General features: G+C 57.7%; 13 protein-coding genes. 6 read left to right on the top strand and 7 right to left on the bottom strand.

The window, feature by feature from the left end; all coding sequences use genetic code 11:
* Positions 1-209 precede the first annotated feature (209 nt).
* Complete coding sequence (locus D4A39_RS03435) at positions 210-563, top strand: poly(hydroxyalkanoate) granule-associated protein (RefSeq protein ID WP_119917481.1); 354 nt, start codon at positions 210-212, stop codon at positions 561-563.
* A 246-nt stretch (positions 564-809) separates the two neighbouring features.
* A complete protein-coding gene (locus D4A39_RS03430) occupies positions 810-1841 on the top strand; it encodes an AraC family transcriptional regulator (protein ID WP_022984340.1) in 1032 nt (343 codons plus the stop codon).
* Between the two features lie 9 nt (positions 1842-1850).
* On the opposite strand, the gene D4A39_RS03425 is transcribed toward D4A39_RS03430, so the two are convergent.
* Positions 1851-2927, bottom strand: a complete 1077-nt coding sequence (locus D4A39_RS03425) for an NAD(P)/FAD-dependent oxidoreductase (protein ID WP_119917480.1) — start codon at positions 2925-2927, stop codon at positions 1851-1853.
* 153 nt (positions 2928-3080) lie between these two features.
* On the opposite strand from D4A39_RS03425, the gene D4A39_RS03420 reads away from it, so the two are divergent.
* Positions 3081-4061 carry a malate dehydrogenase gene (locus D4A39_RS03420; RefSeq protein ID WP_119917479.1) on the top strand — a complete coding sequence of 327 codons (981 nt, stop codon included), beginning with the start codon at positions 3081-3083 and terminating at the stop codon, positions 4059-4061.
* A 91-nt stretch (positions 4062-4152) separates the two neighbouring features.
* On the opposite strand, the gene D4A39_RS03415 is transcribed toward D4A39_RS03420, so the two are convergent.
* The gene (locus D4A39_RS03415) at positions 4153-4791 is read right to left on the bottom strand and encodes a DUF805 domain-containing protein (protein WP_233552395.1); all 639 of its coding nucleotides are present in this window, start codon (positions 4789-4791) and stop codon (positions 4153-4155) included.
* A complete protein-coding gene (locus tag D4A39_RS03410) occupies positions 4788-5195 on the bottom strand; it encodes a CBS domain-containing protein (protein ID WP_022984336.1) in 408 nt (135 codons plus the stop codon). The genes D4A39_RS03415 and D4A39_RS03410 overlap by 4 nt, the downstream gene beginning before the upstream one ends.
* Before the next feature lie 279 nt (positions 5196-5474).
* Between D4A39_RS03410 and D4A39_RS03405 the strand changes: the two genes are divergently transcribed.
* Positions 5475-5690, top strand: coding sequence for a DUF6316 family protein (locus D4A39_RS03405; RefSeq protein ID WP_022984335.1), 216 nt, complete (start codon positions 5475-5477; stop codon positions 5688-5690).
* Positions 5691-5735: 45 nt separating this feature from the next.
* On the opposite strand, the gene rraA is transcribed toward D4A39_RS03405, so the two are convergent.
* The 4 genes from rraA to D4A39_RS03385 all read right to left on the bottom strand — a co-directional run bounded on the left by rraA (position 5736) and on the right by D4A39_RS03385 (position 11521).
* Entirely contained in the window at positions 5736-6218 is a 483-nt protein-coding gene (gene rraA, locus D4A39_RS03400) for a ribonuclease E activity regulator RraA (RefSeq protein ID WP_022984334.1), read from the bottom strand.
* 35 nt (positions 6219-6253) lie between these two features.
* On the bottom strand, positions 6254-6946 hold the full coding sequence (locus D4A39_RS03395; RefSeq protein WP_035481704.1) for an NAD(P)H-binding protein: 693 nt from the start codon (positions 6944-6946) through the stop codon (positions 6254-6256).
* Positions 6943-9159 carry a response regulator gene (locus D4A39_RS03390; RefSeq protein WP_022984332.1) on the bottom strand — a complete coding sequence of 739 codons (2217 nt, stop codon included), beginning with the start codon at positions 9157-9159 and terminating at the stop codon, positions 6943-6945. Before D4A39_RS03390 ends, D4A39_RS03395 begins: the two co-directional genes overlap by 4 nt.
* A 67-nt stretch (positions 9160-9226) precedes the next feature.
* Positions 9227-11521 (bottom strand): efflux RND transporter permease subunit, encoded by a 2295-nt coding sequence (locus tag D4A39_RS03385; protein ID WP_022984331.1) that lies wholly within the window; start codon positions 11519-11521, stop codon positions 9227-9229.
* Positions 11522-11634: 113 nt separating this feature from the next.
* On the opposite strand from D4A39_RS03385, the gene D4A39_RS03380 reads away from it, so the two are divergent.
* Entirely contained in the window at positions 11635-12021 is a 387-nt protein-coding gene (locus D4A39_RS03380) for a MerR family transcriptional regulator (protein WP_022984330.1), read from the top strand.
* Between the two features lie 3 nt (positions 12022-12024).
* A complete protein-coding gene (locus D4A39_RS03375) occupies positions 12025-13188 on the top strand; it encodes an isovaleryl-CoA dehydrogenase (RefSeq protein WP_119917478.1) in 1164 nt (387 codons plus the stop codon).
* Positions 13189-13237 lie beyond the last annotated feature (49 nt).

Raw genomic sequence — 13237 nt, 5'->3', positions numbered from 1 at the left:
TGGGCCGTGGCTCGGCCCAGTTGATCAGGCAAGGGAGCAGACTAGCAAAAAACCTACTCCTGAGTAGGTCATTTCTGCCTGATATCCGATGTTTTATTGTTAGACAACATTAATCCGGCAGACATAAACCTGTCTTACACTTCGCTCGCCCTTGAACAGGGGGCACCTAATCTGGAGTCAAGTACCTTTATCTAAGGAGAGATCCCCCCATGAGCAATACCGTTATTAACCAGATCAACGAGCGTTATGCACAAGTTAGTGCCGAGGCCAAAGATGCCTTCGAGAAAATCAATGTTGCCATGCGCGGTGCCATCAGCCGTGCCGAAGCCAGCAGCTCCGAGCTGTTCGAGTCCCTGGTGAAAACCGGTGAAAAACGTCAGAAAGCCCAGGCTAAAACCGGCACCAAGAAAAGCGCCAAAGCGGAACCGACCCAGCTGGATCAGGTACGTACCCGTGTCGCCCAGGCACTCGGCCTGCCTACCCGTGACGAAGTGGAAGCCCTGAACAAGAAGATGGCGACCCTCACCCGCAAGGTGAACAAGCTGGCAAAGGAAGCGAAGTAAGACGCCAGCACCGTCATCAGGCAGTACGGGAGCGGCTTGCCGCTCCCGCCCTCCATGCTCGCCGACTTGCCCTAAGCGTTCTACTGGCCCACCGGTTGATGCCCTTTCCATAACAAAGTTTTCCCGCGCCACTGCGCCAATATCACCGATTCTGCACAATATCCCGCCGTTTAACCGGCTCTGCAGTTGACTTGCACGGCAACCTCTCGTTATCTACAGGGCTCGAAAACAACCATTCGCGAGCCTATGTCGTCCGCCAGCGCTGCTTCCCTGCTTCAACATCGCACCGTCGCCCCTTTCTGGCTGGAATTTCTGCTGGACGCCGCCCTGCGTGCCGGCACCGACCTCAGTGGCGCGCTGGTTGATCTGGGTATCAGTAACGACGACCTGGAAAATCCCCATTCACGCATCAGCATGACAGTGGAAGATCAGCTGTTGCGGCTGGCCCTTGCAGGCAGCGAAGATCCGCTTTTCGGGCTTCACATGGGGGAAGGCATTCGCCCCCGGTTCATGGGTGAGCTGGGCTATGCCAGTATGTCCAGTGCCACCCTGGGCGACGCCATCGAGCTGATGATTCCCTTCATGCAGGTCACCACGGAATATGCCCAATTGCGTTTTGAATGGCGCGGCAAGGACCTCTGGCTGATTTGGGACAGTGACATGGCCACACTCCCGACTTTTCCCGCCCGTATTGATGCCAACTTCGCAGCAGCCATCACTTTTGGTCGCTGGATCCTCGGGCAGAGCTACAATCCCGAGCAGGTCCATTTTCACCACGCCGCGCAAGGACCAGAAAAAGAGTACGAGCGCATTTTCCAGTGTGAGGTAGCATTTGAGCAGCCGGAAAATGCCATCGTGTTAAGCCCCGAACTGCTCGACCTGCCACTTCGGGACGCCGACCCGGATGTCCACAAGGTCGCGCGCTCACGCATGCAGCGGGCCGTCACCCAATACCACGCCAGGGAAAATCTGCTCGATCAGGTCCGACTGGAAATCCAGAACCGGTTGCAACAAGGGGTACCCCAGCTGGAACCCATCGCGGACCAGTTGGGCGTCAAGCCCTGGACACTGCGTCGCCAGCTTCGGGCAGAGAACACCGACTTTTCCTCCCTGTTGGAAGACGAGCGTCGGCGTCTCGCTTGTGACTGGCTGCTACACAGCGAACGCTCCGTCAACCAGATCGCTCTGGACCTTGGTTACTCGGAGCAGAGTGCTTTCAATCGTGCCTTCAAGCGCTGGTTTGGGGTAACGCCTGTCCATTATCGGGACCAGGGTTAGGAAGGCTCCTTACAGGTCGGCTCCACGCCACCGGCGTTTGCATTGGCCCAGGGTGAGCCCCTTCGAAAAGCCCTCCACCAGAGTCTCACCAATCCAGTGCTGCAAAAGCGGTATGGAGACCGGTGAGAGCCGGTAAAACAACCGTGACAGGCTTTCCACCTTCTTCAACTCATCACGCCAGTCCTCCATCAATTGCGGATACCGGCCCGGCTGCTCTGACAACAGCGCCTCTGCAGCCATTTGACCGCTGAACACAGCCCCGTAGATGCCCTCTCCCATCAGCGGCTCGGTACAGCCCGCCGCATCGCCAGCAAACAATACCCGTCCCTGCATCAGGCGCACCCTGGGTAACCAGGTCCCTAGCGGGTAACCGGAGACCTTGTAAGGCGCGGTTCCCAGCCGTTGCAGGCAATAGTTATCCAGCGCCGCACGATCCGGTGCGGCGATCCCGTGCTGCCAGACATACAGCCCCACATTGACGTGATCACCTTTCGGGAACAGCCAGCCGTATCCCCCACGAATCGCATCGAAATCCAGAGTCATACCCGGGTATTCATCCAGATCGTCACGGCGGACATGCCCTTCAATGGCCATGGCACCGAGAAAGTGTCGCTCACCCAACAGCCGACGCACCACACTGTTGGCACCATCCGCGGCCACCAGCCAGCGGGCCTGATAGCAGTCTCCCTCACGGGTGGACACCGTCAGACCGTCGTGATCCTGCCTGATTGAGGCCAGCCCGCGGGTCTCGATGAAGTTGGCGCCCTGCGCTTTCGCCTGATCCAGACAATAGCGGTCCAACTCTGCACGCTCCGTCATCACGCAAAACCGGCCCGGGGCCTGCAAGGGCTTGTCGGCCGCCGGATAGCGGCTCACGTATAGTGTATCGATGGTTTCACGCACCACCGGGGTAATGGAAAAGCGCAACCGCCGCAGTGTCTTTTCTGTCAGCCCCCCGGCACAGGGCTTTCCGGCGCCAACCTCACGGGACAGCACCAGCACCCGCCAGCCCGCAGCGGCCAGATCCCAGGCTGCGGCACAGCCCGCCTGACCGGCCCCGACCACAATCACATCCCAGTTCGTCATATTCCTCCCGGTGAGGTCGTGCGATTAGTCGCCGCCTCCTTTATAATGCGCGCCGTCCGGGACCCCTGACCCATGTCATGCACACGACATAGCTCAGAGGTTCCTACGGTTTCAGCCACTAAGTTCTCCCGAATTAAAGCTAGGAGATTGTTCATGAAAGCACCTGTTCGCGTAGCCGTCACCGGCGCCGCTGGCCAAATCAGCTACTCTCTGCTGTTCCGCATCGCCTCTGGCGACATGCTCGGCAAAGATCAGCCAGTCATTCTGCAACTGCTCGAAATCACCCCTGCTCTGGAAGCCCTGAAGGGCGTCATCATGGAGCTGGAAGACTGCGCCTTCCCGCTGGTTGCCGGTATCGAAGGCACCGACGACGCCAACGTGGCGTTCAAGGACGCTGACTACGCGCTGCTGGTTGGTGCTCGTCCGCGCGGTCCGGGCATGGAGCGTAAAGACCTGCTGGAAGCTAACGCAGCAATCTTCTCTGCTCAAGGTAAAGCCATCAACGATAACGCCAGCAAGGACATCAAGGTCCTGGTTGTCGGCAACCCGGCTAACACCAACGCCCTGATCGCCCAGCGCAACGCGCCGGACATCAACCCGCGTCAGTTTACTGCCATGACCCGTCTGGACCACAACCGTGGCATGGCGCAACTGGCCACCAAACTGGGCAAAACCGTCAACGACATCAAGAAGATGACCATCTGGGGCAACCACTCCTCTACCCAGTACCCCGACCTGCACCACTGCGAAGTGGACGGCAAGGTAGCGGTAGACCAGGTAGAACAGGACTGGTACGAAGGCACCTACATTCCGGAAGTACAGCAGCGTGGCGCCGCCATCATCAAGGCGCGTGGCGCCTCCTCTGCCGCTTCCGCCGCCAACGCCGCTGTGGACCACATGCGTTCCTGGGCGCTGGGCACCGAAGAAGGTGACTGGGTTTCCATGGGTATCTACAGCGATGGTTCCTACGGTATCCAGGAAGGCCTGATCTACTCTTACCCCTGCACCTGCAAGGACGGCGACTGGACTATCGTTCAGGGCCTGGAAGTCAACGACTTCTCCCGCAGCCGCATGCAGGCGACCGAGCAGGAACTGGCTGAAGAACGCGACGCCGTTTCTCACCTGCTGCCGTAAGGCACAGGCGCTCAACAAAAAAGGGGCTCTTCGGAGCCCCTTTTTTGTTACTGATTACTTATACCTGGCCAGCCAGCGGCTTTTCAGAAGCCTAGTAATCCGGATACTCAAACTGCGCTGACTGGGCTTGCTGCAAGTAGTCATTGTAAGCGGCAAAAGACATTGGCATGACCACCGCAAAATAGCCAATCAACAGTACCAGCAGCACGGCAAACAAGGCCTTCACTGCACCACTGTTATCCACTGGCGCAGCACCATAGTTATTGCCACCATCGCTGCCTTTTTTGAAAAGCAGAATCAACGCCAGCACAAAATTCACCAGCGGAAGCAACATCAGCAGGCTCAACCATCCGGAGGCGTTGATGTCGTTCAGGCGACGCACCATAAAGCCCCAGGCAAATACCATGACCGCGATCATGCCCACAAAGGCAACCAGACCAAGAATCATCGCCCCCGCGCCTGCCGCAGCCTCACCGCCTGACGCAAATCCAGGAATCATGATGGCTGCGGCAATCCCGAGCACACCATAAAACAAAAACGTCAAACCCGTTCCGTAAACAAAATATCGCATCCGGCCAATACGTCCGGACAAAGACAAAAATTTGGGCTGGTACGTCTCGTTACCAGTAACGGCAACATCAGCGCCAGGCGCCGCATAAGGTTGGTTCATCGTGCTCCCCCTTGGGTCAATAAAAAGATCTTCATCACGAAGATCCATGGTCAAAATCAATGTGCGTTGCGGGCAAAATCATCCATGGCGCGCAACAGGTCATGCCGGCTGATCTGGCCAACCAGCTTGCCATCTTCTACCACCGGCAAACGACGACGATGGTCTGCCAGAAAAATTTCAGCGGCATCAAGAATAGAGGTCTTTCCGGTCACGGTTTGCAGGTCGACGGTCATGTAGTCACTGACCAGGCCAATCTCCGTGCCGTGATAGGTCGCCTCCAAGGCCCCCTTAAGGCAATCGGATTCCGAAAACATGCCCACCAGGGCACCTTTGTCGTCAACGACCGGAGCGCCCGAAATACGGTTTTCGAGCAGAATGGCGATGGCTTCGTGAACGGTTTGTTTCGGAGAAACCGTGATCACTCGACGGCTCATGTAATCCGCCACTTGAATCGACTTCAGCATAGGCATTCCTTGTCAATGTCGGGCCGTGACCGACTTTTTCCCTCAGGCTTTTATAGCAGATTGAGGACATAAAAACAGGACACAAATACCTGATCGTGATCCGGGACAGGCCGAAACCCTCACGGCCAGCTCAGTCGGTGACAGCAGAGCGCCTCCCATCCTTTAATCTTAGAGAAATACGAGAGCGAGTAGCCTTTGGGATAGTTTGGATAGGCGGCGTAGAGACGCATTTTGGTCTGGTGCTAATTTGGATGAAAACCCAAGAATAAGGAGAACGTCATGGACTGTCGAAAAGACGATGCGACCAGTAAAACCTGGTTTCGCAGCGACCGCTTCTTCAATCAGGGACCAAACTGGTACTTCACAACTCGCGAAAACACGGTGGAAGGTCCATTTGACACCCGGGATCACGCCGAGGCAGGCCTAATGCTGTACCTGCGTGACATGCAATCACTGGAGAACTTTGGGCTTCGCCCTGCCAGGATACCGGGGTGAAAACACCGCCGGACGAAGCACACATCTCCCCCCGGCGGGGGCGGATTACAATAGCGCTTTTGGTGCCGTGATAATCCCGTTATTGTCAGCGTAAACGTATTCTCCGGGGCGGAAGGTGACACCGCCAAAGTGGATGTCGATATTCAGCTGACCTTCATCACGGCGAACCGATTTGATTGGCACACAACCGAGGGTTACCACCCCGAGATCCAGCGTTCCCAGCGCATCCACATCACGGCAGGCGCCATAGATAATCACACCTTCCCAGCCATTCTTGACCGCGTTCTCGGCAATCATGTCGCCAATCAGCGCATTGCGAAGGCTGCCACCGCCATCGACGACCAGCACTTTACCTTTGCCATCCGTACCAAGATGCGCTTTGACCTGACTGTTATCCTCAAAACATTTCACGGTGACAATCTCACCGCCAAATGCACTACGCCCGCCAAAACTGAACCAGTTAAAACCGGTTACCACTGACACGATGTCGGCGTTGTCATCACACAGATCACAGGTCACAAAACTCATGCTGACTCCTTAAAACAGATTTGATCGCGCGCCAATTACTGGCTCGCCTCCCGTTGCTGGCGGAACTTTCCGGCATAGACCAGAAAATCCCGATAGCGCAATGTGTAGAGCCCCGTGTCGGGCCCGTCGATAGCCATGCCGACCATCGCGTCGGCGACCTTGCTGCCATCCACCGGCAGCCAGTGGGCATCGGTCCAGCGGGTCAGGGGCTCAACAACCCGGTTTAGCAGGTTACCCCAGTCTTCTGCCGGGCGTTTATCCTTCCGCTCGCCACGCAGCAGCGAGGGCTGGAAGATCGCCAGCAAGGGCAGTCCCAGCTCTTTCAGGCCACGCTCCACCTGCCCTTTTACCCGTGAGTAGAAAAACGGGGACCGCGCATTGGCGTTAATCGCCGACACCACCAGAAAACGCTGTACCCCTGCCCGTAAGGCCAGCTTGCCGGCAAGCAGTACCAAGTCATGGTCCACATGGCGGAAAGCTTGCCGGGAGCCGGCCTTCTTCATGGTTGTGCCCAGACAGCAGAAAACGTCGTCGACCTGGAACTGCTCGGCGCAGGCTTCCATGTCATCGAGATCGACAACGCGGCAGTCAAGCTTGGGATGTTCAAGATCGAGCTCGCGCCGTGATAACACTCTCACCAGATCATATTCATTACTGGCCAACAGGCTTTCCAGGCAGGCATTGCCCACCAGTCCTGTTGCTCCCAGTAGAAGGGCCTTTCTTGTCATTCTTCGTCCCCATCCCGCAGTGGCTCTTCAGGGAGCCAGCGTCGCAATACCGTTTCCAGCGCATCCAGGTGCACGGGTTTGGCCAAAAAGTCATCCATGCCTGCCGCAAGGCAGCGGGCCTGTACCCCTTCTGCCGTGTTGGCAGTGATCGCCACTACCGGCGTGCGATCACGGGCTTCGCGCTCTTCAAGCTCGCGCAACAGCCGCGTCACTTCAAAACCATCCATCTCCGGCATCATGCAATCCATGAGCACCAGATCAAAAGGTTCCTGTTCCATTAACGCCAGTCCGGTTTCCCCGTTGCTGACGGTTTTCACCTGGTAACCGAGTTTGCTCAGCATGCCCCGGGTCACCAACTGATTCACTTCGTTATCTTCTACCAGCAGCAAACGGAAACGCTTGCGACGCTGACGCTCTTCCGGTGTTTCGGTTCGGGCATCCTGCACGGGCTGATGACGCTGCAGCCCCACCAGCCGGGACAGAGCCAGGCGCAGGCTGCTGCGATGCAACGGACGCACCAGCACGACCAGATCATGCTTGTCGACAAGCTTCTGTATGGCCGGCAACCCACGCTCTTCGATGGTGGCAAGCAACACCAGTTTTACCGGCCGCAGGCTGGGGTCTTCCAGCACGTTGCGACACAGATTCAAGGCTAATTCCGGCCGTGAGCAGGTGTCGACAAACAACAAGTCAAAATCACTCTGCTCCCGGTGGCCTGCTCGCAACGCCTGCAGCGCATGATCGTACCCCATGGCAGAAGAGCACTGACAATCCAGGGCCTCAAGCTCTTCCTGCATACACGCAACCGTGCCCGTGGCGGCACCCACAATCACGCCCTGGGCGCCATTGAGCGCCCGAATCAGGCTTTGCGACTCACGCATATCCGGCTGTACCTGCACGGGAACGGTAAACCAGAAGGTGGAGCCTTCCTCAAGCACACTTTCGGCACCAATAGCGCCCCCCATGGCATCAATCAGCCCCTTGCAGACCAGCAGGCCGAATCCGGTATGGCTTGAGCTATACAGGTCCTGACCATCTTCGATGAAGTGGTCCTGAAAAAGGTGGCGAAGCGTGTCCTGGCTCATGCCGGTGCCCTGATCGCTCACTCGCACCCGCAACACACCGGCACTTTCCCCTTCCACAGTGAAATCCACATCCAGGCGAATCTCACCCTTGTCACTGAATTTGATGGCATTACTGAAGAGGTTGTTAAGCACCTGCATCAATCGCTCGCGATCACCACGGATGCGTTTGGGCAACATACGATCAATCACACAGGTCAGCTCCAGTCCGGTGGACTGTGCCATGGGGCCAAACGCTTCGAGGGCCTGCTCGATAGCCGCGCGGAAATCGAAGAATTCCGGGTTGAGGGTGACCCTGCGGGTCAGGATTCGCGAGTAATCCAGGACGTCATCAATCAGCGAAAGCAGCAGCTTGCCACTGCGCCCTGCCACTTGAAGATAGTCTTTTTGTTCATCGTTAAGGCGGGTATCTTCCAGCAACGACATCATCCCCATCAGGGAATTCATCGGCGTGCGCAGCTCGTGGGCAAGTCGATAGACGAGACTGAGCTGAATGTCGGTGTTCGAGCGCTGTGGTAACTGCCCCTCCGCTGAGGGGCGCCCCCCGCGACGCTCACGGGTCATGGCATGCCAGAAGGTCTCATACTGGCCACGGTACAAACGGAAGAGATAGAACGCATAGCTGCCGATCAGCACCGCCAGCACCCAGTCGTGCAGGCTACCCGAGACGAACAGGGTGAGCAGCGTCGGCACGAACATGAGCACGATATAGGCTTGCCGGACACGCAGGCCCGCCATCCACGAGCTGCCCAGTGCCGTGGTTACCCCTACGTTGTACAACAGCACCGCAAAGAAATTGAAGCCGGTACCAATCCGCCACGCCAACCAGGCAGGAATGATCCCCCATAGCAGCGCGTGCAACGCCAGGCCAATGCCAAACAGCTTGCGCCAGCGGGCAGGACCTGCCCCGTAGAGGGCATCAAACCGGGCCAGCAGCCAGAGTCGATAGGCCGTGACCACCAGTACCGCACCGCCCGCGATCAGCGCTTCCAGCTCAAAACTCTGGTATACCTGCCCCCAGGCAAAGACCAGGGCAAAAACCAGAAGGGCCGCCAGCACTCCCATCAGGGAATTTCTGGCGGCCCCGTAATCGACCCGTTTGAGTACTTTTCTGTCTTTCTTGTACGTCACCGTGAGTGTTCCGTAGACGCCGTCATAAGCCGTGTGGCGCTACGTTAGCACTGCTGCTGCGGGCTGGCTAGCCCGCAGCCTTGCGGCGCTTGTCGAAAGCGACCAGCAAAGGTACAAAAAAGAAAAAGTCCACAATCAATGCCATGGCGATCGTGATCGCTGACAGCAGCCCCATGCTGGCATTGGGATAGAAGTGGCTGGTACCGATCACTGCAAAGTTCGCCACCAGCACCACGGAGGTCGCGACCAGTGCCACCCCGACCGTGCGGAAGGCATATTCCACTGCCTTGCCAGTGTCGAGACCCAGTTCGCGCTTGGCTCTGACGTACTTGCTGAGGAAATGGACCGTATCGTCCACCACGATCCCCAGCGTCATGCAGGCCACCACAGACACCGCCAGACCAATCTCACCATTGATCAGGCCCCACAAACCAAACGCCATCCCCGCTGGCAACAGATTGGGAATCAACGACAGAAGACCATAGCGGAATGAACGCAAGGCGATGATCAGCAACACCGAGACACTGATCAGCGCGATAAGGGCACCGGACAACATGCTCTGAATATTCCGCATGGTGACATGCCCGAACAGCACATCCATGCCCGTCCCCTTGGTCTGCATGTAATCCGGCCAGTTCGCCGCCATCCAGTCTTCCACTTTCTGGTTGAATTCCAGTACCGGATGGGAGCCGATGTTTTCCAGCATGACCACAAGGCGGGCCTGGGATTTGCCGATATCCAGCTGATCTTCGAGGCCCAGCCCCTGCGGTAACGACAGCTCGTACAGCAGAGTGTACTGCGAGATCAGCTCACGGGAGTCCGGAATCCGGTAATAGGCGGGGTCTCCTCCGTGCATATCCCGGTTAAGGCGTTTGATCACATTGGTATAGGACGTGGCATAGACCACATGCTCCTGCTCTTCCAGCCAGTTGACCAGCGCGTCCAGCTGCTGAAGAAATTCAGGCTCCATGGCCCCACCGGCGTCGGCCGCCGGAATCGCGTAGTCGATACGGTGCATGCCGGTCAGTTCACGCATGGCAAAGTCGTTGACCCGCCTTACCTCGAACGTTTCATCGAAGTATTCATTGAAGACGTCATTGATCCGGTTCAGACCGATACAGCCCATCAGCACAACCACCACCACAGACATCCCCAATAGCCAGGGCCGGTAGCGACGGCTCAAATGCTGCGCCAGGCTCCCCATCAGCGGCGCAAAATCCCGTTGCTTGCCCGGCTCGATTTTGTGGGGAAGCAACATCACCAGCGCAGGCAGCAAGACCACCGAGAACAGGAAGGCCAGCAACACCCCGATCAGGACCACATTGCCCAGCGCACGGAATGGCTGTGACTCGGAAAAGTTCAGAATGGCAAAGCCGATGGCCGTGGTCAGGCTGGTCAGCCAGACCGGCTGCATATTGATGCGCAGGCTCTCGACAATACTGGGGGCCTTGGCTTTGCCCTCCAGTCGTTCATGACGGTAACTCGCCAGAATGTGCACGGAATCCGCCACCGCCAACGTCAGAATCATGGCCGGTGCCATGCCCACAATGGGGGAAAATTCGATACCCAACCACATGGCCACACCCATGGCCGACAGGATCGAAAAGCTGATGACGAACACCGTCACCACCACAAACATGACACTGCGAAGAATCAACCACAGGCACACCAGCATGATCACAAACGCCAGCGGCAAGGTGGATCCCATGGACTGCTCGGTGGCCTCGGCAGACGCCTGATTGAAAATCACCGTGCCGGTGACCATGAACTCGATATCCGGATACCGCTGGCTGTATTCCTGGGCCATCTCACGAGCGGCCTGGGTAATTTCCGGCGCTTCGGTCTTGCCCTCACCCATGGTCACCGTGGCAGCAATCCCGGCGACATGGCCTTTATCAGAGACCAACCGACCTAGTAAGGACGGTTCATTGAGAGCGATATCACGAATGCGTTCCAGCTCCTCGGCGGAAAGCGTATCGGCATACTCCACCAACGGGGCCACGAAAAGATCATCGCCCTCCACTTCCGTATGCTGAAAGTTGGCCAGGGAATCGACACGGGTGGCATGGGGAAGCAGCCAGGCGTCCTCGGTCAACGCCTCAACGGCTGACAGCGCCTCCGGGGTGAACAGGTTGTCGTCTTTGGGGTGGACCACAAACAGCACCACCTCATTGGCGGTGAAGCTGTCTTCCAGTGACACAAACCGTTTGAAATCCGGGTTGTCTTCGGTGAAGAAGATCCGCGGATCATTATTGTTGGTGAATTCCTTGAGCCCGGTAGCCATCCCCATGGTCAACACCAGACATCCCAGCAACACCCACACCGGGTGTGCAACCACCCAGCGACTCCAAGCGTCTTTCATTACCTTCCCCTTTTTCTGACGGGTGAAGTCTATTCGGCGGTATACACGCTGTCACGGTCAAAGAGGCCAAAAACCAGCTTTACGTTAACGTAAACTTCCCCTACTCTCGCCCCATGGACAAAAAGAAGACCTACAGCATTGGTGAGTTGGCGCGGGAGTTCGACGTCACCACCCGCACCATCCGCTTTTACGAGGACCAGGGGCTGGTCAGCCCGTCTCGTCGGGGACAGACACGAATCTACTCCCCCGCCGACCGGGTCACCCTGAAACTGATCCTGCGGGGCAAGCGACTGGGGTTCTCCCTGGCGGAATCGAAGGAGCTGATCGGCATGTACCAGCCCCAGGGCGACAACCGCCACCAGCTGCTTGCCCTGCAGGAAAAGATTCACCAGCGCCGGGCACAACTGGAACAACAATTACACGATATCCAGGCCATGCAGCAGGAGCTCGACGACGTGGAGCAACGCTGCATTGACGCCATGAATGATTTGGAGAGTTAGGCCATGTTCAACAGCAGCTTCAATTTTGATCTGGACGAAACCCTGGTGGCCCTGCGCGACAGCGTTCGCCAGTTCGCCCAGAAGGAAATCGCGCCCATTGCAGCCGAGGTGGATCAGAGCAACCAGTTCCCGCTGGCCATGTGGAAGAAGCTGGGTGACCTGGGTGTGCTCGGGGTTACCGTCAGCGAGGAATACGGCGGCGCCAACATGGGGTATCTGGCCCACACCCTGGTGATGGAGGAAATCTCCCGGGCATCGGCCTCCATTGGCCTGTCCTACGGCGCGCATTCCAACCTGTGCGTTAACCAGATCTACCTGAACGGCACCGACGCCCAGAAAGCCAGGTACCTCCCCGGCCTGGTCAGTGGCGATCAGATCGGCGCCCTGGCCATGAGCGAGCCCGGTGCGGGCTCTGACGTGGTGAGCATGGGCCTGCGTGCGGACAAGAAAGGCGACCATTACCTCCTCAACGGCAACAAGATGTGGATCACCAATGGCCCCGATGCCCACACCTATGTGATCTACGCCAAGACCGACACCAGCGCAGGCCCCAAAGGCATCACTGCATTCATCGTCGAGCGGGATTACCCCGGATTCTCCCGTGCCCAGAAACTCGACAAGCTGGGCATGCGCGGCTCCAACACCTGCGAACTGGTCTTCGAAGATTGTCAGGTACCCGCCGAAAACATCCTCGGCAAGGAAAATGAAGGCGTGAAAGTGCTGATGAGCGGCCTGGATTACGAGCGCACCGTACTGTCCGGTGGCTGTACCGGCATCATGCAAGCGTGCATGGATGTGGTAGTGCCCTACGTACACGAACGCAAACAGTTCGGTCAGGCCATCGGTGAATTCCAGCTGATGCAAGGCAAGCTTGCCGACATGTACGTGACGCTCAACGCCAGCCGCAGCTACCTCTATAACGTGGCCAAGGCCTGCGACCGGGGCGAAACCAACCGCAAGGATGCCGCCGGCGTCATCCTTTACTGCGCCGAGAACGCCACCCAGATGGCCCTGGAAGCCATCCAGACCCTGGGCGGCAACGGCTACATCAATGAGTACCCCACCGGCCGCCTGCTGCGTGACGCCAAGCTCTACGAGATCGGCGCCGGCACCAGCGAAATCCGCCGCATGCTCATTGGCCGCGAGCTATTTAACGAAACCGCGTAAGGGGTCAGACGTCTGAAGTCCAACGTCTGACGACAAAACACGACCAGCT

This window comes from Alcanivorax profundi (assembly GCF_003597125.1).
Classification (GTDB): Bacteria; Pseudomonadota; Gammaproteobacteria; order Pseudomonadales; family Alcanivoracaceae; genus Alcanivorax; species Alcanivorax profundi.
The sequence above is the reverse complement of the archived record's forward strand: the minus strand, read 5'-3'. Positions and strand labels throughout refer to the sequence as shown.

Coding starts and splice junctions, on each gene's coding strand:
- D4A39_RS03435 (WP_119917481.1), top strand. CDS start 210: ATGAGCAATACCGTTATTAACCAGATCAACGAGCGTTATGCACAAGTT.
- D4A39_RS03430 (WP_022984340.1), top strand. CDS start 810: ATGTCGTCCGCCAGCGCTGCTTCCCTGCTTCAACATCGCACCGTCGCC.
- D4A39_RS03425 (WP_119917480.1), bottom strand. CDS start 2,927: ATGACGAACTGGGATGTGATTGTGGTCGGGGCCGGTCAGGCGGGCTGT.
- D4A39_RS03420 (WP_119917479.1), top strand. CDS start 3,081: ATGAAAGCACCTGTTCGCGTAGCCGTCACCGGCGCCGCTGGCCAAATC.
- D4A39_RS03410 (WP_022984336.1), bottom strand. CDS start 5,195: ATGCTGAAGTCGATTCAAGTGGCGGATTACATGAGCCGTCGAGTGATC.
- D4A39_RS03405 (WP_022984335.1), top strand. CDS start 5,475: ATGGACTGTCGAAAAGACGATGCGACCAGTAAAACCTGGTTTCGCAGC.
- rraA (WP_022984334.1), bottom strand. CDS start 6,218: ATGAGTTTTGTGACCTGTGATCTGTGTGATGACAACGCCGACATCGTG.
- D4A39_RS03395 (WP_035481704.1), bottom strand. CDS start 6,946: ATGACAAGAAAGGCCCTTCTACTGGGAGCAACAGGACTGGTGGGCAAT.
- D4A39_RS03385 (WP_022984331.1), bottom strand. CDS start 11,521: ATGAAAGACGCTTGGAGTCGCTGGGTGGTTGCACACCCGGTGTGGGTG.
- D4A39_RS03380 (WP_022984330.1), top strand. CDS start 11,635: ATGGACAAAAAGAAGACCTACAGCATTGGTGAGTTGGCGCGGGAGTTC.
- D4A39_RS03375 (WP_119917478.1), top strand. CDS start 12,025: ATGTTCAACAGCAGCTTCAATTTTGATCTGGACGAAACCCTGGTGGCC.